The sequence below is a fragment of the Diaphorobacter limosus genome, from assembly GCF_033100095.1.
GTDB lineage: Bacteria > Pseudomonadota > Gammaproteobacteria > Burkholderiales > Burkholderiaceae_C > Alicycliphilus > Alicycliphilus limosus.
In genome coordinates, this window is sequence record NZ_CP136921.1 from 815,684 (window position 1) to 836,041 (window position 20,358).

Sequence of the window (20,358 nt, forward strand, 5' to 3'; positions counted from 1 at the left end):
CGGCCAGCACCGTTTCCAGTGCTGTGACAGCGCGAACCAAAGCCAAGGGAGGGAACAGTCAAGAGGGTTCAAGCCGTTGTCACCGGGCAAAAGACACTTCGGACAAGCCGGAAGCGTCGCCAGTGAGAAAAGTGTTGCCGCGATGGCCCGGCGAAACCAGCGCTTGCCCTCGGTTACGTGACGGAGGCTAAGCGCTTGACAAGCACTTCTAAACATGCTTGCAAATCAGGATGCCGCATCCTGGGCAGGCATCGTTGATCATCTGCCGTGCCAAATGGCCCATGCGAAATGGCAAACGGCGGGGCCAGCCGGGGCGGCTGGCCGACGGGTAAACGGCCTTCTACTGGTTAAGGGCCCAATCCAAAGGGCCGCGCGTGCTCCTAAAGTCGTCGCACGCGCGGGAAACGGCCTACGGGGACGGGAAAGGGTGCTTTACGGGGTATCGGTCAGCGCCCGCGCGGGGCGCTCGGGCGCTGACGGCCCTGCCGCAGGGCGACGCATCGTGCGGCGTGGCGCAGAACGCGCGCAACGCGACGCTCGGCCAATCGTCTGACGGCGCGATTAGCACAAGATCGATCTGCCTGCAAGCGCTAACCCTCGGTCACGTTTCCGAGGCTAGTCGGCTGACAGCCGGCCAGGCCATCGGCAGTATCGAAAGGGCCATGTTGACCAAGCCCTTGAGAGAGACTGATCCATGCTGAGTCCGCAACTCAAACTCCCGCTGCACGCCAAGCTGGTGATTGACCTGTTCGCGGGCGGCGGCGGCGCGAGCTGCGGCATCGAGCAGGCCATAGGCCGCTGCGTGGACATCGCCATCAACCATGATCCGCAGGCCATAGGCATGCACGCCGCCAATCACCCGCAGACACGCCATCTGCTGTCGGACGTGTGGGAGGTCGATCCGCTCGAAGCCACACAGGGCAGGCCGGTCGGACTGCTGCATGCGTCTCCCGACTGCACGCACCATTCGCAGGCCCTGGGCGGTCAGCCACGTTGCCGCAGCATCCGCTCGCTGGCCTGGGTGGTGCATCGCTGGGCCGGCAAGGTGCGCCCCGAGGTCATCACGCTGGAGAACGTCGAGCAGATGCTGCAATGGTCGCCGCTGGTGGCCAAGCGCGACCCGGCCACGGGGCGCATCGTCACGCTCGATCGCGTCACGGACACATCCGACACCAGCCGCTATCGCGTCGCCGATCCGGGTGAGCAGGTGCCGATAGGTAGGCAGTACCTGGTGCCCGATCGCGCCCGACTCGGGCGCAACTGGCGGCATTTTGTCGAGGGACTGCGCGCCCTGGGCTACGCCGTGCAATGGCGCGTGATCTGCAACGCCGATCTCGGTGCGCACAGCACGCGCCGGCGCCTGTACCTGATCGCAAGGCGTGACGGCCTGCCCATCATCTGGCCCGAACCTACCCATGCCAGGAAGGCGCAGGCCGGGCGCAAACGCTGGAAGCCTGCGGCGGAATGCATCGACTGGGGCATTGCGAGTACCAGCATCTTTGGACGCAAGAAACCGCTGGCCGAGGCCACCATGCGACGTATCGCGCACGGCCTGCAGCGCTACGTTCTGGGCAGCCATGCCCCGTTCATCGTCAACAACCTTTCGGGGAACCGGCCGCGCACCGTGTCCGAGCCTCTGGCCAGCGCGTTGACCGGAGGCCACAAGATGCTCGTCACTCCGACGCTCGTCCAAATGGGCTACGGCGAACGCTCGGGGCAGGCGCCACGCGCACTGGATCTGGGGGCGCCGCTCGGCACTATCGTTGCTGGAGGGCAGAAGTTCGCCACGGCCTCAGCCTACCTCGTCCAGGCAGGCCACGGCGAGGGAAAAGACGGCGGCAAGCGCTGGAGCTACGGCGTCAACGACATCACCAGTCCGCTGGGAACCGTTACTGCCAGCGGCGGCGGCCAGAGCCTCGCCACGGCATTCATGGTGCAGGCCAACGGCGGTTTCAATGCAACGCCGGCCCGCGACCTGCGCGAGCCGCTGGCGACGGTGGCGGCCGGTGGCGAGCACCACGCCCTGGTGCAGTACCAGCTGAGCCAGGACGACGAGGCCGGCGCCTTGCGCTGCGCGGCGTTCCTGATGCGCTATCACGCCAGCGGCGGCCAGTGGGCCGATCTGCGCGAACCCATGACCACCGTCACGACGCGCGATCGCCTGGCGCTGGTGACCGTATGGCTGCAGGGCGAGCCGTGGGTGATCGTGGACATCACCCTGCGCATGCTGATGCCGCGCGAGCTGTACAACGCACAGGATTTCCCGCCGGACTATGTGATCGACCGCACCGCGGCGGGCCAGCCGCTGTCCAAGACGGCGCAGATCAGGATGTGCGGCAATTCCGTTAGTCCCGTGCCGATGCACGCCATCGTCGCGGCCAACTATCGTGAGCTGGCGCAGCAACCCATGGCCGAACCACGTTACCAGCGGGCGTGGGCATGACGTTGGGGACGTTGTACCGTCCTGGTGGTTTGGACTTGTTCCATCAAACCGATGGTGCGATGGCAACGTGGTCAAGGCTGACCCGGCGATTCCTACATGCGACGGCCCGAGCAGGGCAGGGAGGTGCTGCCATGGGCGACGAACCGGAGACACCCAAGGCGCATAGCCAGCATGAACCGCACCGCAGCAACCCGGAATTTCCGCACTGGGGTCGCGATGAGCTCGATCACAGCCATGCCATCTTTGCGATTGCGGCACATCTGCACAGTCTGGCGCTGGAGCGCTGGACGCCACGCATCGTGCGCTGGCTGTCCTTCTATGACGGCATGGAGCGCTGGGTCGATCCGGGACAGGAGCCCTGCCTGTGCGTGCGCGATCTGCTGGCGTCCTATGTGCTGTGCCTGCGCAGCGCGGACAGGCCGCACAATGCAGATACGGCGACTTCAATGGATGCGAGCCAGTTGAAGCAACGCATCATCGACGATCTGTTGTGCCTCGATTTCCTGCGGTACCGCGCCTACTGGAGCCGCAGAATGGCCCAGGATGGCAGTGCCCTGGTCTGGGTGCCGCTGCAACAGTCCTGGCTGTCCTTCGTGGAACTGGCGCGCCCAGGCGATGAGCTGATGGTCTATCTGACCGCCTGCCGGATCACGCCTCCGCTTGAGACACATCGCGTGTTTCTGAACCAGGAGTAGGGCAATGATGCGGCGCTGGATCAGTGGTTATCGAGCCCTGCTGCTCCGCGGCAGCAGCCAGCGCGCCGCAGGCGCCGAGCAGGCCCGGCCAGCCGCCGACGCCACGGCCCCACCCGGTCGCTCTGCAACAGGCGTAGAGGGTACGGCCCAGGGTTGGATCAGGGTGCTCGATGCCAAGGCACTGCTGGCGCAATTGCATGCGCAATCGGCGCTCGACGCCACCTGGCGGCAGTCACGCCTGGCGGCGCCCGTCTGGGAGCGCGACCTGCTGAGCTCCATCCATCGCTTTGCCGACTATGTGCAGCTGATGCCGGCCTCGGAATCGCACCACCATGCACACGCCGGCGGGCTGCTCGCGCATACGCTGGAGATGGTGCTGGCGGCCGTGACCTGGCGCAACGGGCACTTCCTGCCCTCGGGTGCCCAGATCGAGCAGATCGACGCCGAGCGCGATGTGTGGACTTATGTGGTGTTCTACGCCGCCCTGCTGCATGACATTGCCAAGCCACTCACGGATCTGCGCATCCAGTGGCGCGCCGCTGGCATGGGCGAGACACTGCGCTGGACGCCCGTGGCCGGCAATCTGGTGCAGCTGGCCCAGGGCAGGGCCCAGGCCGAATACCGCGTGGAGTTCACGCCAAAGTCCCTGCGCGACTATGGCGCACACAGCAAGCTCGCCCTGACGCTGCTGGGCCAGATTGCACCGCCCTCCGCCCTGGCATTTCTGGCCGGCACGCCGCAGGCCATGGATGCCCTGACGCAATACCTGTCCGGCCAGGATAAGAGCAGCCTGGTGGCGCGCATCGTCAGCCGCGCCGATCAGGCCTCGACAGCCAAGACGCTCCTGGCGGGCAGCCGGGCGCGTTTCGACACCGCCAGCAGCGTGCCCCTGATCGAGTTGCTCATGGGCGCCATCCGCGCCATGCTGGCCAACGGTACCGCGTTGCCGCTGAACCGTTCCGGCGCTGCCGGCTGGGTGCATGACGGATCGGTATGGTTCGTCGCCAAGCGCCTGGCCGACGCGGTGCGCACCTGGCTGCGCGAACATGCACCCGAGGAGAGCATTCCAGGCGACAGCAAGAACGATCGCCTGTTCGACACCTGGCAGGAATATGGCTGCATCCAGCCCAACCCACACACCGGCCAGGCGGTCTGGTATGTGGTGGTGCAGGGCAACGCCGGTGCGCCTCAGGGCGAGGGCGGCGCAGCCGCTGACGAAGCGGCCAGCTACTCGCACCAACTGACCATGCTCCGGTTTCCACTGGCGCGTCTCTACGAGGATGAGGCCAGATACCCGCCGGTGATGACTGGGCGCATCGAAGTCAAGGACAAGCGGCCGAAGGAAGACCCGTCCGCTCAGGCTGGCGCCGATGAGGCTGTGGCAACCACATCCCTGGAGCCTGTGCCACGCTTTTTGGAGCCCGAAACTGAAGCAGAACCAACCGCACCGCAGGAAGCTGCAACAGCTGCGCCCATCCAAGGCAAAAAGCCTGCTGCAGCTGCTGGAACCCAGCTGCGTGCGCCGGCATTCAACAAACCCAAGGCTGGCGCAGCGCCTACAGGCAAGAATTCCAAGCATGCTGCAGAGCCGGTTCAGCGCCAGGCAGCACCTGCTGCGTCGAAACCTTCCCGGACTGTGCCAGTTGGAGAGATCACCGTTGGCGGGGGTGTCGATGGCTTCGATGTGGATGATGGCCTGCTGGGCGATGACGATGATGTGCGGCAGCTGCCCGACAAGCACAAGACAGCGCCAGGCATCTCCCATGCCGGCCAAAGCGTCAAACCACGGCAGAACGGCCATCAGCATGCGCCAGAAGCTGCGGCCAAGGCACAAGAGCGTGCACCAGGCACACCGCGCGAACGGCAAGCAGCTGCGCCAGAAGCCTGGCAGCACCAAACTGCAGCAATGGCCTCGACGCCAGTGCGCGCCAGGACGCATCTCGTCCAGCCCATGTTTGGCCCGGCGGAACCCGGCCCGGTGCTACTGGCGCCCCAGCTGCCCGAGTTGCCGCAGGAGACCGCAGCGCGCAAGACCGAGCCCAGCCCAACCGCGCTGGCCTTCATGCAGTGGCTGCAGCAAGGCCTGGCCAGCCGGCAGATCAAGTACAACGAGGCCGGTGCGCCGGTGCATTTCACGTCCGAGGGCATGGCGCTGGTGTCACCGTTGATTTTCAAGCTGTACGCCAGCGAAACCGGCCCCCAGGCGGATGCCGATACCGATGGCCTGCAGGTGCAGCGCGAGGTCATCAAGGCCGGCTGGCATCGGATGACCAGCGCCCAGGGCAGCGGCCGGCTCAACATCCTGCGCTATGCGGTGCTGGGACGTGGCGCTGTCGCCGTGGGTAAGATTTCTGCGGTCGTGCTTACGGAGCCCGATCGCTGGGTCATGCCCGTGCCGCCCGCCAACCCGGTGCTGCAACTGGCATGAGGAGGTACACATCAAGGTGCTCGTCGATACAGATCGGCGTGCGGATTCGTCCACATCGGTTGACACTGGCTCTGAGGGTGGCTAGAGTCCGAGGCGTGTGCAGTTCAGAAGGGCTGAAACGGGCGGCAACATAAGCGACTTGCTAGTGACCAGGAAAGGCTTGACAGCCTTTTTTCTTAACTTGGCTACTAGATACAATGTATATTATGTTAAATATTCTCTCGTAAGTTGCTACGTCGACGGCTGCGTTTGGACAGCGCTTCTGGCGCGCTGCACCTACACGATTGGTGGCGTAACATGATACATTAGAGTTTACTTAATTAATGTCCAGATTTTCACAGGGAGCCCCTTGCCATGTCCCTTGCACCTTGGGTGTTGTCCGTTCTGACCGTTGGGCTGGCGGCTCAGGCGCACGTGCATGCCAGCGAAGCTGCTGCAGCACCGGGCTATTACACGGTGCAAGCCACCGGCAGCACCGGCTGGAGCAGCATGGATGCCAAGGTCGAGGCGGTGCGCGAGACGCTGCTCGCGGCCCAGGTGCCGGGCGCCATCGTGGCCCTGCCGGTCAAGGCCGGTGACGCCGTGAAAGCCGGGCAGGAGCTGGCGCGTATCGACGCGCGCATGGCCAGTCAAGGCGCGGCGGCCAGCAGCGCACAGGTGGCCGCAGCCCAGGCCGGCCTGAACGTGGCAACCAAGGAGTACGAACGCCAGAAGCAGCTGTTTGCCAAGCGCTACATCAGCCAGGCGGCGCTCGATGGCGCCGAGGCGCAGTGGCGTGCAGCCCAGGCGCAGGTGACCGCGCTGCAGGCACAGGCCGGTGTGGCGGCCACGCAAACCGGGCTGCACAGCGTACGCGCACCCTATTCCGGCATTGTCTCCAGCGTGCCCGTCAATCTGGGCGACATGGCCATGCCGGGCCGGCCGCTGCTGTCCTTGTACGACCCCGCTGCTCTGCGCCTGACGGCGCAGCTGACGCAGGATCAAGCCCGGCAACTGCGTTCAGGTGTGCAGGTGGAAATTCCAGGATTGACCGTGCAACGCCTGTCGATTGCAGCGTCTCAAATCCAGCTGCTGCCCACGGCCGACCCCTTGAGCCACACCGTGGCGGTGCGCGTGCAGCTGCCGGCCAATCAGCAGGGCGCCATGCCAGGCATGTTTGCGCGCCTGTGGTGGCAGGGTGATGCCGCGGATGCAGCTCAGCGGGTGCTGATACCGTCCACGGCCGTCGTGCGCCGTGCCGAGATGACGGGCGTCTATGTGCAAGGCGACAACGGCAAGCCGCAGCTGCGCCAGGTGCGCCTGGGCCTGCCCCAGGGCGACATGGTGGAGGTGCTGAGCGGCCTGCGCGTGGGCGACCAGGTGGCCGTGGAGCCGCAGGCCGCGGCCAGGGTGCGCTGAGATGGCCCGTCCACAACACCCCCTGGGCATCTCGGGCCGCATCGCCCAGGCCTTTCAGGCGGCGCAGATCACGCCGCTGCTGGCGCTGCTGGCGCTGCTGCTCGGGCTGTTTGCCGTGTTGGTCACGCCGCGCGAGGAGGAGCCGCAGATCGACGTGACCATGGCCAACGTCATCGTGCCCTTCCCCGGTGCGTCGGTCGCCGACGTGGAGCAGCTGATCGCCACGCCGGCCGAGCAGGTGCTCTCGCAAATGCTGGGCGTGGAGCATGTGAGCAGCGTCTCGCACCCCGGCATGGCGGTGCTCACGGTGCAGTTCAAGGTGGGCGTGCAGCGCAACGACGCGCTGGTGCGCCTGCACGACACGCTGCGCAGCCACGCCGACTGGCTGCCGCGCGGCCTGGGCGCGATGGGGCCCGTCATCCGCCCCAAGGGCATAGACGACGTGCCCGTGGTCACGCTGACGCTGTACAGCGAGCAGGATGACACCGGCGCCTACGACCTGGAGCGCGTGGCGCACAGCCTGGAGGCTGAGCTGATGCGTGTGGATGGCGCGCGCACCGTGAGCACCATCGGCGGGCCGGGCCGCGCCGTGCGCGTGCAGCTTGATGCGGCGCGCATGGCCGGGCGCGGGGTGACGGTGGACGATATCCGCGCCACGCTGCAGTCCGCCAACCAGGGCCTGCCCGTGGGCGAGCTGCTGGGTGGCAACCAGTCCGTGGCCATAGATGCCGGGCCGTTCCTGGCCCACGCCAGGGAAGTGGGTGAGCTGGTGGTCAGCAGCCGTGGCGGCAAGCCAGTGTTTCTGCAGGACGTGGCCCAGGTGGAAGACGGCCCCCTGCCCGCCCAGCGCTATGTCTGGTACGCCAGTGTGAAGGACGGTCAGGCCAGCGAATACCCGGCCGTGACCCTGGCCGTGACGAAGAAGGCCGGCGCCAACGCCATCGCCGTGGCGCGTGCCGTAATGCAGCGCGTGCAGGATCTGCGCGGCACCGTCATCCCCGCCGCCGTGCAGGTAGCCGAGACGCGCGACTACGGCGCTACGGCCAACGACAAGGCGCAGAAGCTGATCCAGAAGCTGCTGTTTGCCACCGTCTCCGTCGTGGCCCTGGTGTTTGTCGCGCTGGGCCGGCGCGAGGCCGTCATCGTCGGCGTGGCCGTGGGCCTGACGCTGGCGGCCACGCTGTTCGCCTCCTGGGCCTGGGGTTTCACGCTCAACCGCGTGTCGCTGTTCGCGCTGATCTTCTCCATCGGCATCCTGGTGGACGATGCCATCGTCGTGGTGGAGAACATCCATCGCCATCAGTCTCTCTATCCAGAAAAGACGCTGACCGAGCTGATCCCCGGCGCGGTCGATGAAGTCGGCGGGCCGACCATCCTGGCCACCTTCACGGTGATTGCCGCCCTGCTGCCCATGGCCTTCGTCACCGGGCTGATGGGGCCGTACATGGCGCCGATTCCCATCAACGCCAGCATGGGCATGCTGATCTCGCTGGCCGTGGCCTTCACCGTCACGCCCTGGCTGGCGCGGCTGTGGATGAAAAGCCATGGCAGCCAGTCCCAGGCCGCACAGGAGCACACCGGCCTGGCGGCCAGGCTGGCGCCGCTGTTCACGCGCATCTTCACCCCACTGCTGGATGACACACGCGGGCGGCGCAACCGCACGCTGCTGGGCCTGGCCGTGGCGGGCCTGATCGCCCTGTCGGTGCTGCTGCCCATGATCGGCTGGGTGCAGCTCAAGATGCTGCCGTTCGACAATAAATCCGAGTTCCAGGTCATCGTCGACATGCCCGCCGGCACGCCGCCCGAGGCCACGGCCGCCGTGCTGCACGCGCTGGGCGCGCATCTGGCCACCGTGCCCGAGGTGACCGACTACCAGGCCTACGCCGGCACGGCCGGGCCGATCAACTTCAACGGCCTGGTGCGCCAATATGACCTGCGCGCCGGCGGCAACGTGGGCGACATTCAGGTCAACCTGCAGGACAAGCACCTGCGCAAGGAGCAAAGCCACTCCATCGCCATGCGCGTGCGCCCTGCCCTGCAAGCCATTGGCCAAAAAATGGGCGCGAACGTCAAGGTGGTTGAAGTGCCGCCGGGCCCGCCCGTGCTCTCCCCCATCGTTGCCGAAATCTACGGGCCTGATGCCCAGGGAAGGCGCCAGGTCGCGCAGGCCGTGCGCGAGGCGCTACAAAAAACGACAGGTATCGTCGATCTGGATGATTCCTCGATTGCCGATGCACCGCGCCAGCTGGTGCTGGTGGATCGGCGCAAGGCGGCGCTGATGGGCGTGGCGCAGGGCGCCATCGTCAGCGCCCTGCACGCAGGCCTGGCCGGCGAGAACGCCACCTGGCTGCGCGATGGCCAGAGCAAATACGCAACGCCGGTGTTGCTGCAACTGCCCGCCGAGCAGCAGGGCAGCCTGGACGCGCTCTTGCAGCTGCCGGTGCGCACCAGCGCAGGCAGCACCGTGCCCATTCGCGAGCTGGTGACGATCACCGACACGCTGAGGGAGCAGCCCATCTACCACAAGGATTTGCTGCCGGTGAATCTGGTCGTGGCCGATATGGCGGGCAAGGTGGACAGCCCGCTCTACGGCATGTTTGACGCGCGTTCGGCTATTCACCAGATCACCGCGCCCGATGGCGGCCAGATCGAGGAATATTTCATCCGCCAGCCTAGCGACCCCTACCGCGGCTATAGCCTGAAGTGGGACGGCGAGTGGCAAATCACCTACGAGACCTTCCGCGACATGGGCGCCGCCTACGGCGTGGGGCTGATCCTGATCTACCTGCTGGTCGTCGCGCACTTTGGCTCCTACCTCACGCCGCTGATCATCATGGCGCCGATACCGCTCACCATCATTGGCGTCATGCCCGGCCACGCCATCCTGGGCGCACAGTACACGGCCACCAGCATGATCGGCATGATTGCGCTGGCCGGCATCATCGTGCGCAACTCCATCCTGCTGGTGGACTTCATCAGGCTGCAGGTGCAGGCGGGCATGGAGTTCAAGCAGGCCATCGTGCAGTCGGCCATCACGCGCGCCCAGCCCATTTTGCTCACCGGCCTGGCGGCCATGCTGGGCGCCTTCTTCATCCTCGACGACCCCATCTTCAACGGCCTGGCGATCTCGCTGATCTTTGGCATCGCGGTGTCCACCGTGCTGACGCTGGTGGTCATACCCATTCTGTACTTCATGGCCTACCGCCGGCGCGTGGATCTGGTGCGCGGAGAAGGAGGCGCATGATGACTATGAAATATGTAGCTGCCAGCGCTTTATTGGTAGGCGTCATGGCCGGATTCAATGCCAAAGCCACCGATCTGCTGCAGGCCTGGCAGGCGGCCGAGCAGCATGAGCGCGAGCTGGCCGTGGCGCGCGCCGCGCATGCCGCGGCCGACCCGCTGCGTCGTCAGGCCGACGCGCTGTGGCGTCCCGGCGTGGGCGTGACGGCGGCCGCCGGCTGGGGCCATGGCGAGAGCGAGATGCGCGGCGCGCAGTTCTCCGCCCCCGGCATGGGCACGAGCAGCGGCGTGGCCTTCGGCACCTCGGTCACCAGCGGAGCGGCCACGCGCGTCGCCCTGCAGGCCAGCCAGCCGCTCTACCACCCCGAGCGCCGCGCCCAGCAGCAGCAACTGAATCTGCAGGCCGACATGGGTGAGCTGCAATGGCAGGCAGCCCAGCAGGCCGCCATGCTGCGCACCAGCGAGCGCTATCTGGCGTTGGCCGTGGCGCAAGAGCAGCTCGCCGTGCTGGGCGGCCAGCTCACCGCCGTGGACAAGGCCGCCACCGAGGCGCAAGACCGCTTCGACCTAGGCGCCGCGCCGATCACCGCCGTGCACGAGGCCAGCGCGCAGCGCGCCCAGCTGCAGGCACGGCGCCTGGCCGCGCAGGCGGAGCTGGACATCCAGCGCCGCGCGCTGGCCGATGCCACCGGCCTGCCCGATGCCAGCCTGCAGGCGCGCCTGCCCTCCTCGGTCTTGCCCCCGGTGCAAGCCCTGGCGCTGTGGCAGGAGCAGGCCGCCGCCGGCAATCTGGGCATACGCCTGCAGCAGCTGGCCGCCGACCTGGCACGCGCCGAGGCGGACAAGCACCGCGCCAGCGCCGCGCCCAGGCTCGATCTGGTGGCCCAGGCCGAGCAGCAGCGCCTGTCAGGCCATGGCGACTACGGCAGCGGCGCGCGCAACCGCCAGACCAACGCGCTGCTGGGCGTGCAGCTCACCGTGCCTCTGTACACCGGCGGCTGGCGCTCGGCCAAGGAGGAGGAAAGCCTGGCCCGATGGAACGAAGCCCAGGCGCAGCTGGACGCCACGCGCGAAACCGTCGCGCGCCAGGTGCATACCGCCTGGCTGGGCCTGCAGGCGGGCACCGAGCAGGTGCGCGCGCTGCAGCAGGCCCTGATTGCCGGCGACGCCCGGCAGGACGCCACGCGCACCGGCTACGAGGTCGGCCAGCGCACGCTGCTCGACGTGCTGCACGCCGACAACGACCGCGCCGCCACCGCGCTGGCCCTGGCCCAGGCGCGCAGCCGGCTTGTCATCCACCGGCTGCAGCTGGCGCAGCTGGCCGGTCAGCTCGATGCCGCTGCATTGGCCCAGGCGAATCAGGCCCTGGCGCCAATACAACCCCTAAAACAATAGCTGCATGCGCTTATCTGTATTGCCTTACACGGTGATTTGACCATGACATTCTGGGACCAAGCCTTCGACACGCCGCACTTCAAATACGGCACTGCGCCCAATGCCTTCGTGCGCGCGCAGGCCCATCGCCTGCGGCCTGCCGCCCGTGTGCTGGTGCCCGGCGATGGCGAAGGGCGCAACGGCGTCTGGCTGGCGGCGCAAGGCCATGCGGTGCTGTCCGTCGATGCCTCCGGCGTCGGCCTGCGCAAGGCGCAGCAATGGGCCGCAGAGCAAGGCGTGGCACTGCAGACCGAGCTGGCCGACCTGACCAGCTGGCAGCCCGCGCCGGGCGCCTTTGACGGCGTGGTGCTGACCTTTGTCCACCTGCCCTCGGCCCTGCGCCGAGACGTGCACCAGCGCCTGGTGCGGGCGCTGCGCCCCGGGGGCTGGCTGATTCTGGAGGCCTTCACGCCCGAGCAACTACGCTACACCAGCGGTGGGCCCAAGGATGCCGACATGCGCTACACCCTGGACGATCTGCGCACGGACTTCGCCGGCCTGCACGAGCATCTGGCCTGGGCTGGTGAAGTATGGCTCGACGAAGGCCCTGGCCACCAGGGCCCGGCCCAGGTCGTGCGCTACCTGGCGCAAGCCCTCGGAGGCCGCGCATGACCCAGGCCGCCCGCATCACCATCCTCGGCGCAGGCTTTGGCGCGCTGGCCACGGTGCGCGAGCTGCGCCGGCGCGACGCGGGGGCGCAGATCACCGTCGTCTCCCCGCGGCCTGAGCTGCACTACCTGCCCAGCATCATCTGGATACCCAGCGGCCTGCGCCGGCGCGAGGACCTGATCGTGCCGCTGGGGCCGTTCTTTGAGCGCATGGGCGTGCGCCATGTGGCGGCCGAGGTCACGGGGCTGACGGATGACGGCCGCAGCGTGCACACCACGGCCGGCGACATCGACAACGACGCGCTGGTGATTGCCACCGGTGGGCGCTTCCTCAAGAAGCTGCCGGGCATTGAGAACGCCATCACGCCCTGCGAGGGCATTGCCGCGGCCGAGCTGATCCGCGACCGCCTGGCCGCCATGCAGGGCGGCACGATTGCCATCGGCTTTGCCGCCAACCCGCAGGAGCCGCAGGCCGTGCGCGGCGGGCCGATGTTCGAATTTTTGTTCGGCATCGATACCCAGCTACGCCGCGAAGGCCGGCGCGAGCGCTTCCAACTGGTGTTCTTCAACCCCAGCCAGGAGCCCGGCGCACGCCTGGGCGCCAAGACCGTGCAGGGCCTGCTGGCCGAGATGGCGCGCCGCGGCATCGCCACCCACCTGGGCCACAAGATGCTGCGCTTTGAGCCCGGCAAGGTGGTTACCGAGGGCGGCGAGATCGCCGCCGACCTGATCCTGTTCATGCCCGGTATGACCGGCAATGCCTGGTTCGATGCCACCACCCTGCCCCGCTCGCCCGGTGGCCTGCTGCGCGCCGACGCGCAATGCCGCATCGAGGGCTGGCAGCACTGCTATGTGGTCGGTGACTCGGGCAGCTTTCCCGGCCCCGAATGGGCGCCCAAGCAGGCGCACATGGCCGAACTGCATGCCAAGGCGGCAGCGGCCAACCTGCTGGACGCCCTGGCGGGCAGGCCCGAGCAGGCCGGCTTTGTGCCGCAGCTCGCCTGCATCATCGACTCGGGCAGCCACGGCACCCTGGTGCTGCGCAGCCCACAGCGCACCCTGGTGCTGCCACCGCTGCGCCTGATGCACTGGGCCAAGCGCCGTTTCGAGGCGCGCTATCTGGGTCAGTACCGCTGATCAATTTTTTCTAGGAGAACCCTCATGACCTCTTGGCGCGTCGTCCGCATTTTTGCCGGCTTCTTCATCCTGCTGTCGCTGGCGCTGGGCGTTCCGGGCAGCCCGGTTTTTGCCAGCCAATGGTGGCTGGCCTTCACGGCTTTCGTGGGCGCCAACCTGCTGCAAAGCGGGCTGACCAAGTGGTGCCTGCTGGAGACCATGCTGCGCAAGCTGGGCATACAGCCGGGCTGCTGATCGGCTTGAAGGCGGATCAAAAGTTTATGGTTTTTTTGGCCTTATCTCATACACCATAAGCGCCAACAGCTTCTATTTTAGGAGCATGCACAACCACGGTCAGTCCCCGCCGGCTGCGCCTGTCCATGGGTGGCATGGGCGCGCAGGCCGAGCTTGGCCAACAGCCGCTCATCAGCGGCGACATCGGGGTTGCCGGTCACCAAGAGCTTTTCGCCGTAGAAGATGGAGTTGGCCCCGGCCAGAAAGCACAGCGCCTGCACCGCCTCGCCCAGCTGCTCGCGCCCGGCCGACAGGCGCACGCGCGCGCGCGGCATGGTGATGCGCGCTACGGCAATCACGCGCACGAAATCCAGCGAATCAACCGGCGCGCTGCCCGCCAGCGGCGTGCCGGGCACGGGCACCAGGCTGTTGATGGGTACGGATTCAGGGTACGGGTCAAGGTTGGCCAGCTGCGCGATCAGCCCGGCGCGGTGCACCGGCGCCTCGCCCATGCCGATGATGCCGCCGCAGCACACATGGATGCCCGCGGCGCGCACATGCCGCAGGGTGTCCAGGCGATCCTGGTAGCTGCGCGTGCTGACCACGTCCTGGTAGTACTCGGGGGCGGTATCCAGGTTGTGGTTGTAGTAGTCCAGCCCGGCGGCTTTCAACGCCTGCGCCTGCTGCGGCTGCAGCATGCCCAGAGTGGCGCAGGTCTGCAGGCCCAGGTCTTTCACCGTGCGTATCAGCTCCGACATCTTTTCAATGTCGCGCTCCTTGGGCGCGCGCCAGGCCGCGCCCATGCAAAAGCGCGTGGCGCCGGCATTTTTGGCCGCCTGGGCGGCGCTGCGCACCTCGTCCACGGCCATCAGCTTTTGCGCCTGCACCCCCGTGTCGAAATGACTGGACTGCGGGCAGTAGCCGCAGTTTTCGGCGCAGCCGCCGGTCTTGACTGACAGCAGGGTTGCCAGTTCGATGTCACCCGCCGGCCAATGCTGGCGGTGCACCTCCTGGGCCTGCCAGAGCAAGTCCATGAAGGGGCGATCCAGCAGCTCCTGCACCGCCTGTACGCTCCAGCGCTGCGCCGCGGCAGGCGACGCGTGGGCGGGCCGGGCATGGTTTGCGGGGGTTGGCGCATCGGCCAGAAAAACAGTTGTCATGCATCACTCCAAAACGCAGCCAGGCTGCAGGGCGGCTGCGATTGTGTGAATGCCGTTGCGCGCTGTGAAGCCCCCGCGCCGCAAATAGTTGGCACTTAATTTCTGCCTGTAAAACAGCCCAAAAGCGCTCATTTTTTGCGGCAGAAGCAGACCAATTGGCCATTTTTGAAGGCAAATGACGACGCAAACGCCATTCGTCGCCAATGCCGGCCAATCAGGCGGCAACTGCGGCGAATGCTGGCGAAACCGCTGGCGAAATGAAGCCAGAAATATCGCAGGAGCCCGCCGTCACGCCGTGAACTGCAGCGCCGCCAGGCGCGCGTAGGCGCCGTCTGCGGCCATCAAGGCGGCATGGCTGCCCTGCTCGACGATGCAGCCGTGGTCCAGCACCACGATGCGGTCGGCATGCTGCACCGTGGCCAGGCGGTGCGCGATGACCAGGGTGATGCGGCTGCCGGCGCGGCTTTGCAGTGCCGCGTCCAGCGCCTGCTGCACCACGCGCTCGCTGTGCGCGTCCAGGGCGCTGGTGGCTTCGTCCAGCAGCAGCACCGGCGCATCCTTGAGCAGTGCGCGGGCGATGGCGATGCGCTGGCGCTGGCCGCCCGACAGGCGCACGCCATGCTCGCCGAGGAAGCTGTCGTAGCCCTGCGGCAGTGCCTCGATGAAGTCGTGCGCGAAGGCGGCACGTGCGGCGTTGATGACTTCTTCGCGCGTCGCCTCGGGGCGTGCGTAGCGGATGTTGTCCAGCGCGCTGCTGGAAAAAATCACCGCGTCCTGCGGCACGGTGGCGATGCGCCCGCGCAGCGCGTGCAGATCGAGGCCGCGGATGTCCTGGCCGCCCAGCAGGATGCGCCCTGCCTGCACGTCGTAGAAGCGCTGCAGCAGCTGGAACACGGTGGACTTGCCGGCGCCGCTGGCGCCCACCAGCGCCACCGTCTCGCCGGGCGCCAGGTGCAGCGTGAAGCCCGCCAGCGCCGCCCGGTCGGGGCGCGAGGGGTAGTGAAAATCCACCGCCTCGAAGGCCACGGCCAGCGGCTGGCCCGGGGCGAGCCCTTGCAGCGTGCCGGCCTCGGGCGAGCGGATGGCGGGCCGCGTGGCCAGCAGCTCCATCAGCCGCTCCATGGCGCCGGCCGCGCGCAGCAGGTCGCCATAGACCTCGCCCAGCACGGCCACGGCGCCGGCCAGGAAGAGCGCGTAGACGATGGTCTGGCCCAGGCTGCCGGCGCTCATCTGCCCGGCCAGCACCGCCTGGCTGCCGCGGTACAGACCCCACAGCAGCAGCGCGGCATTGGCGATGATGATGAAGGCCACGAGCAGCGCACGTACGCCGCTGCGGCGCACGGCGGTCTGGAAGGCGGCCTCGGCCGAGGCGGCAAAGCGCGCCGCCTCGCGCCGCTCGGCGGTGAAGCCCTGCACGATGGGAATGGCGCCCAGCACCTCGGCGGCGATGGCGCTGGCATCGGCCACGCGGTCCTGGCTGGCGCGCGACAGGCGGCGCACGCTGCGGCCTATCCACATGGTGGGCAGCACAACCATCAACACGGCGGCCAGCGCCGCCGACATCACCACGGGGTTGGTCCACACCAGCATGGCCAGCGCGCCCAGGCCCAGCACGGCATTGCGCAGGCCCAGCGAGAACGACGAGCCGATGACGGTCTGCACCAAGGTGGTGTCGGCCGTCAGGCGCGAGAGCACCTCGCCGGTCTGCGTGGTCTCGAAGAAGGCCGGGCTTTGCGTGAGCACATGGGCGTAGACGCGGCTGCGCAGGTCGGCCGTGACGCGTTCGCCCAGCCAGCTCATGGCGTAGTAGCGCGCGGCCGAGAACAGGCCCACGGCGACGGCCACGGCAAACAGCAGGCCAAAGTTATCGCGCAGCGCCGCCGCCTGGCTGCTGCCGCCCTGGTCGATCAGCTGGCGCAGCGCCAGCGGAAAGGCCAGCGTGGCCAGTGCCGCCAGCAGCAGAAAGGCAAGCGCAGCGGCGATCGGCCAGCGATAGGGCCGCAGAAAGGGCAGCAAGGCGCCCAGCGCGCGCGGCTGGCCGCGCGGGGCGGCCGGGGATGGTCGGGGTGCGGCAGTGGACATGCGCCGAGTGTAAGAACCCGGCCGGCCGCGCTGGCGCTGCCTCGTGTTTCAGCCCAGCGCGGCGATCACCTCGGGCGGCGCCTGCACCAGCTCGATGAGCACGCCCTCGCCCGCTATGGGGAACTCGTCATTGCTCTTGGGGTGCAAAAAGGTGATGTCGTAGCCAGCCGCACCCTTGCGGATGCCGCCGGGCGCAAAGCGCACGCCTTGCGCCGTGAGCCATTCCACCGCCTTGGGCAGGTCGTCTATCCACAGGCCGATATGGTTCAGCGGCGTGGTGTGCACCGCCGGCTTCTTGTCGATGTCGAGCGGCTGCATGATGTCCACCTCGACCTTGTGCGCGCCGCGCCCCATGGCCAGGATGTCCTCGTCCACGTTCTCGCGCTCGCTCTGGAACGTGCCGGTTTGCTCAAGACCCAGCATGTCCACCCAGAGCTTTTTCATGCGGCCCTTGTCGGTGCCGCCGATGGCGACCTGCTGGATGCCCAGGACTTTGAAGGGGCGTGTCATGGATTGGCTTCCTTTTTCGCTTTAACTATTGATTTAATAGCTGCCCGCGCTTGCCACATAAGCGTCACAGCGATTTTTCTCTTCATAAATCAGACGTGCAGCCATGCCCGCGTTGACGGGGGCATGGATTCACGCCGTCGTTGGCCAGCAAGGTGGCACAGCGCACTCCAAACCCTCTGCGCGGGCGTTCAACCCGCCACGCTCACTCGAACTCGACGATGGCCTGATCCACCGCCAGGCTGTCGCCCTTTTGCGCCTTGATTTCCTTGACCACGCCGTCGGCGCTGGCCAGCAGCACGTTCTCCATCTTCATGGCCTCGATCACGGCCACGCGCTCGCCGGCCTTGACCTCTTGCCCCGGTTGCACCGCCACCTGCACCAGCAGGCCGGGCATGGGCGAGAGCACGAACTTGCTCAAGTCCGGCGGCGCCTTGTAGGGCATCAGGCGGTGCAGATCGGCGGTGCGCGGGTGCATGACGATGGCGTCCAGGCGTGTGCCGTTGTGGATCACACGGATGGCCAGCGGGTTGCTCGTCTTGCCGCGCTCGACCTGCGCGGTGAAGGCCTTGCCATCCACCGTGCCGGTGATGCGCACCTCGCCCAGGTGGCGATCGACGCTCAGGTGGTAGGTCTTGTCGCCACCCGGCAGGTGCAGGGTCACGGGCGTGGCGTGGCCGGGCTCGGTTTCGGCCACGGTGGCCCGGGTGTAGCTGTTGTGCCCGCCCTCGCCCAGCACGCATACCGAGAACTCGCGCCGCGGCAGGCGCTTGAAGCCCTCCCAGAACTGGCCCTGCAGCCCGCTGGCGCGGTTGCGGTAGAACATGTGCAGATGCGCCGCCAGCGCCAGCAGGAACGACGGGTCTTCATGCGGCACATCCTCGGCCCGAAAGCCATGTGCATAGTGCTCGGCGATGAAGCCGGTGTTGAAGTTGCCGCTGACGAAATCCGGGTGCGCCAGCAGCGCGGCCTGGAATGGGATGTTGCTTTGCACGCCCTTGATGACGAAGCCGTTGAGCGCCTCGCGCATGCGGGCAATGGCGTCGGCACGATCCTTGCCGTGCACGATCAGCTTGGCGATCATTGAGTCGTAGTACATCGGGATTTCGCCGCCGTCCAGCACGCCCGTGTCCACGCGCACGCCCAGCCCCGTGGCAGGCAGGCCCTGGTGCAGGTCCTGCGCCGGCGGTACGAAGCGCACCAGGCGCCCCGTGGAGGGCAGGAAGCCGCGGAACGGATCTTCGGCATTGATGCGGCACTCCATGGCCCAGCCTTCGCACTTGACATCCGCTTGGGTGAAGGCCAGCTTCTCGCCCGCCGCCACGCGGATCATCTGCTCGACCAGATCCAGGCCGGTGATCAACTCGGTCACCGGGTGCTCGACCTGCAGGCGGGTGTTCATCTCCAGGAAGTAGAAATCCTGATCCTTGCCGACCACGAACTCCACCGTGCCCGCGCTCTGGTAGCCCACGGCCTTGGCCAGCTGCACCGCCTGCTCGCCCATGGCCTTGCGCGTGGCGGCGCTGATGAAGGGCGAAGGCGCTTCCTCGATCACCTTTTGATGGCGCCGCTGGATGGAGCATTCGCGCTCATTCAGATAGACCACGTTGCCGTGCGCGTCGCCCAGCACCTGGATCTCGATATGGCGCGGCTGCTCGACGAATTTTTCGATGAACACGCGGTCGTCGCCAAAGGCGCTCAGCGCCTCGTGCTTGCAGGACGCAAAGCCTTCATAGGCCTCCTTGTCATTGAAGGCCACGCGCAGGCCCTTGCCGCCGCCGCCCGCGCTGGCCTTGATCATCACCGGATAGCCAATGCCCTTGGCAATTTCCACCGCCTTCTCGGGCGTTTCTATCGCGTCGTTGTAGCCGGGGATGGTGCTGACCCTGGCCTCGCCCGCCAGCTTCTTGGAGGCGATCTTGTCACCCATGGCGGCAATGGCAGCGTGCTTGGGGCCGATGAAGGCGATGCCCTGCTCTTCCACCTTCTTGGCGAACTCGGCGTTCTCGGACAGAAAGCCATAGCCCGGATGCACGGCCTGAGCGCCGGTCTGCTTGCAGGCCTCGATGATCTTGTCGGCCAGCAGGTAGGACTCGCGCGACGGCGGCGGGCCCAGGCGCACGGCCTCGTCGGCCAGCTGCACGAAGCGCGCGTTCTTGTCGGCGTCGGAATACACCGCCACGGTGGCAATGCCCATGCGCTTGGCGGTGGTGATGATGCGGCAGGCGATCTCGCCGCGGTTGGCTATCAGGATTTTGGTGAACATAGTGATCTCTTTCTCAGTAACTTAAATTTTGATAACTTGATATCATCACATCATGATGCATACGTTGAACGCCCCACCCCGCCAGGTGCTGCTGCGCCTGCCCGAAGACCTGGCCGCAAAGCTGGCTCGCGCCGTGGCACCTCGCCAGCGCAACCGGTTTCTGGTGGATCTGCTTGCCAAAGGCTTGGCCGAGCAAGAAGAGGCCCGAAACCAGGTGTTGATCGATGCAGCCAACCGCATGAACGAACTGGAAGCCAAGCATCCAGAGTTGCTGCAGGAAGCCCGTGAATGGGAAGCCGCCGAGTTGACCGACTCGGTCGATGTCTGGGACGCCGACTTTGATCGCGAGATGTTTGAGCGCGATCTGGCTGAAGCCCAGAAAACCCGAAACCAATCGGCTCTCCCGGCCAAGCGATGAAGATCGAACGCGGCAACGTGTACTGGGCCGACCTTGACCCGGTGCGCGGCTCCGAGATGGCCAAGACTCGACCCTGCGTCGTTGTCTCGGCGACGCAGTTCAACGCGATCCGGCGCACCGTTGTCATCGTGCCGCTCACCACCACCACGGCCGAGCCTGTTTGGCCCTTGCTGATTGCCCTGCCCAGCTTCAGCTCCAAGACCCGCGCTCGCCCTGAACAGGTGCGCGTGCTGGATAAATCGCGACTGCGCAAGCGCATCGACACCCTGGATGCCGATGCGCTGCTTCTGCTGGACGAAGCGCTCGCCGCCGTGTTGGGCTTGCACTAG

Annotated in this window: 15 protein-coding genes; 11 read left to right on the top strand and 4 right to left on the bottom strand. The window is 66.9% G+C overall.

Annotation, left to right across the window (positions count from 1 at the left end; genetic code table 11):
- Positions 1-694: 694 nt before the first annotated feature.
- The 9 genes from P4826_RS04035 to P4826_RS04075 all read left to right on the top strand — a co-directional run bounded on the left by P4826_RS04035 (position 695) and on the right by P4826_RS04075 (position 13,617).
- Positions 695-2,443, top strand: a complete 1,749-nt coding sequence (locus tag P4826_RS04035) for a DNA cytosine methyltransferase (protein WP_317702630.1) — start codon at positions 695-697, stop codon at positions 2,441-2,443.
- 131 nt (positions 2,444-2,574) lie between these two features.
- Entirely contained in the window at positions 2,575-3,138 is a 564-nt protein-coding gene (locus P4826_RS04040; RefSeq protein ID WP_317702631.1) for a hypothetical protein, read from the top strand.
- Positions 3,139-3,142: 4 nt separating this feature from the next.
- Positions 3,143-5,566 carry a MobH family relaxase gene (gene mobH, locus P4826_RS04045; protein ID WP_317702632.1) on the top strand — a complete coding sequence of 808 codons (2,424 nt, stop codon included), beginning with the start codon at positions 3,143-3,145 and terminating at the stop codon, positions 5,564-5,566.
- A 354-nt stretch (positions 5,567-5,920) separates the two neighbouring features.
- Entirely contained in the window at positions 5,921-6,964 is a 1,044-nt protein-coding gene (locus P4826_RS04050; protein WP_317702633.1) for an efflux RND transporter periplasmic adaptor subunit, read from the top strand.
- Between the two features lies 1 nt (position 6,965).
- Positions 6,966-10,208: an efflux RND transporter permease subunit gene (locus tag P4826_RS04055; RefSeq protein ID WP_317702634.1), complete on the top strand. Its 3,243-nt coding sequence runs from the start codon at positions 6,966-6,968 to the stop codon at positions 10,206-10,208.
- Positions 10,205-11,599: a TolC family protein gene (locus P4826_RS04060; protein WP_317702635.1), complete on the top strand. Its 1,395-nt coding sequence runs from the start codon at positions 10,205-10,207 to the stop codon at positions 11,597-11,599. Before P4826_RS04055 ends, P4826_RS04060 begins: the two co-directional genes overlap by 4 nt.
- A gap of 42 nt (positions 11,600-11,641) precedes the next feature.
- Complete coding sequence (locus tag P4826_RS04065) at positions 11,642-12,250, top strand: SAM-dependent methyltransferase (RefSeq protein WP_317702636.1); 609 nt, start codon at positions 11,642-11,644, stop codon at positions 12,248-12,250.
- On the top strand, positions 12,247-13,383 hold the full coding sequence (locus tag P4826_RS04070) for an NAD(P)/FAD-dependent oxidoreductase (protein ID WP_317702637.1): 1,137 nt from the start codon (positions 12,247-12,249) through the stop codon (positions 13,381-13,383). Before P4826_RS04065 ends, P4826_RS04070 begins: the two co-directional genes overlap by 4 nt.
- A 24-nt stretch (positions 13,384-13,407) precedes the next feature.
- Positions 13,408-13,617, top strand: coding sequence for a YgaP family membrane protein (locus P4826_RS04075; RefSeq protein WP_317702638.1), 210 nt, complete (start codon positions 13,408-13,410; stop codon positions 13,615-13,617).
- A 77-nt stretch (positions 13,618-13,694) separates the two neighbouring features.
- On the opposite strand, the gene bioB is transcribed toward P4826_RS04075, so the two are convergent.
- The 4 genes from bioB to accC form a co-directional block, all read right to left on the bottom strand.
- Positions 13,695-14,756, bottom strand: a complete 1,062-nt coding sequence (bioB, locus tag P4826_RS04080) for a biotin synthase BioB (RefSeq protein WP_317702639.1) — start codon at positions 14,754-14,756, stop codon at positions 13,695-13,697.
- A 288-nt stretch (positions 14,757-15,044) separates the two neighbouring features.
- Positions 15,045-16,838: an ABC transporter transmembrane domain-containing protein gene (locus P4826_RS04085; protein WP_317702640.1), complete on the bottom strand. Its 1,794-nt coding sequence runs from the start codon at positions 16,836-16,838 to the stop codon at positions 15,045-15,047.
- Between the two features lie 48 nt (positions 16,839-16,886).
- Positions 16,887-17,348 (bottom strand): VOC family protein, encoded by a 462-nt coding sequence (locus tag P4826_RS04090; RefSeq protein ID WP_317702641.1) that lies wholly within the window; start codon positions 17,346-17,348, stop codon positions 16,887-16,889.
- Between the two features lie 202 nt (positions 17,349-17,550).
- Positions 17,551-19,611: an acetyl-CoA carboxylase biotin carboxylase subunit gene (gene accC, locus P4826_RS04095; RefSeq protein WP_317702642.1), complete on the bottom strand. Its 2,061-nt coding sequence runs from the start codon at positions 19,609-19,611 to the stop codon at positions 17,551-17,553.
- A gap of 85 nt (positions 19,612-19,696) precedes the next feature.
- On the opposite strand from accC, the gene P4826_RS04100 reads away from it, so the two are divergent.
- Together P4826_RS04100 and P4826_RS04105 are read left to right on the top strand one after the other, a co-directional pair.
- Complete coding sequence (locus P4826_RS04100) at positions 19,697-20,029, top strand: hypothetical protein (protein WP_317702643.1); 333 nt, start codon at positions 19,697-19,699, stop codon at positions 20,027-20,029.
- Positions 20,026-20,358 carry a type II toxin-antitoxin system PemK/MazF family toxin gene (locus P4826_RS04105; protein WP_317702644.1) on the top strand — a complete coding sequence of 111 codons (333 nt, stop codon included), beginning with the start codon at positions 20,026-20,028 and terminating at the stop codon, positions 20,356-20,358. The genes P4826_RS04100 and P4826_RS04105 overlap by 4 nt, the downstream gene beginning before the upstream one ends.

Excerpts from the sequence above, each read along its gene's own strand:
- P4826_RS04035 (WP_317702630.1), top strand. The coding sequence starts at position 695 with ATGCTGAGTCCGCAACTCAAACTCCCGCTGCACGCCAAGCTGGTGATT.
- P4826_RS04040 (WP_317702631.1), top strand. The coding sequence starts at position 2,575 with ATGGGCGACGAACCGGAGACACCCAAGGCGCATAGCCAGCATGAACCG.
- mobH (WP_317702632.1), top strand. The coding sequence starts at position 3,143 with ATGATGCGGCGCTGGATCAGTGGTTATCGAGCCCTGCTGCTCCGCGGC.
- P4826_RS04050 (WP_317702633.1), top strand. The coding sequence starts at position 5,921 with ATGTCCCTTGCACCTTGGGTGTTGTCCGTTCTGACCGTTGGGCTGGCG.
- P4826_RS04055 (WP_317702634.1), top strand. The coding sequence starts at position 6,966 with ATGGCCCGTCCACAACACCCCCTGGGCATCTCGGGCCGCATCGCCCAG.
- P4826_RS04060 (WP_317702635.1), top strand. The coding sequence starts at position 10,205 with ATGATGACTATGAAATATGTAGCTGCCAGCGCTTTATTGGTAGGCGTC.
- P4826_RS04065 (WP_317702636.1), top strand. The coding sequence starts at position 11,642 with ATGACATTCTGGGACCAAGCCTTCGACACGCCGCACTTCAAATACGGC.
- P4826_RS04070 (WP_317702637.1), top strand. The coding sequence starts at position 12,247 with ATGACCCAGGCCGCCCGCATCACCATCCTCGGCGCAGGCTTTGGCGCG.
- P4826_RS04075 (WP_317702638.1), top strand. The coding sequence starts at position 13,408 with ATGACCTCTTGGCGCGTCGTCCGCATTTTTGCCGGCTTCTTCATCCTG.
- bioB (WP_317702639.1), bottom strand. The coding sequence starts at position 14,756 with ATGACAACTGTTTTTCTGGCCGATGCGCCAACCCCCGCAAACCATGCC.
- P4826_RS04085 (WP_317702640.1), bottom strand. The coding sequence starts at position 16,838 with ATGTCCACTGCCGCACCCCGACCATCCCCGGCCGCCCCGCGCGGCCAG.
- P4826_RS04090 (WP_317702641.1), bottom strand. The coding sequence starts at position 17,348 with ATGACACGCCCCTTCAAAGTCCTGGGCATCCAGCAGGTCGCCATCGGC.
- accC (WP_317702642.1), bottom strand. The coding sequence starts at position 19,611 with ATGTTCACCAAAATCCTGATAGCCAACCGCGGCGAGATCGCCTGCCGC.
- P4826_RS04105 (WP_317702644.1), top strand. The coding sequence starts at position 20,026 with ATGAAGATCGAACGCGGCAACGTGTACTGGGCCGACCTTGACCCGGTG.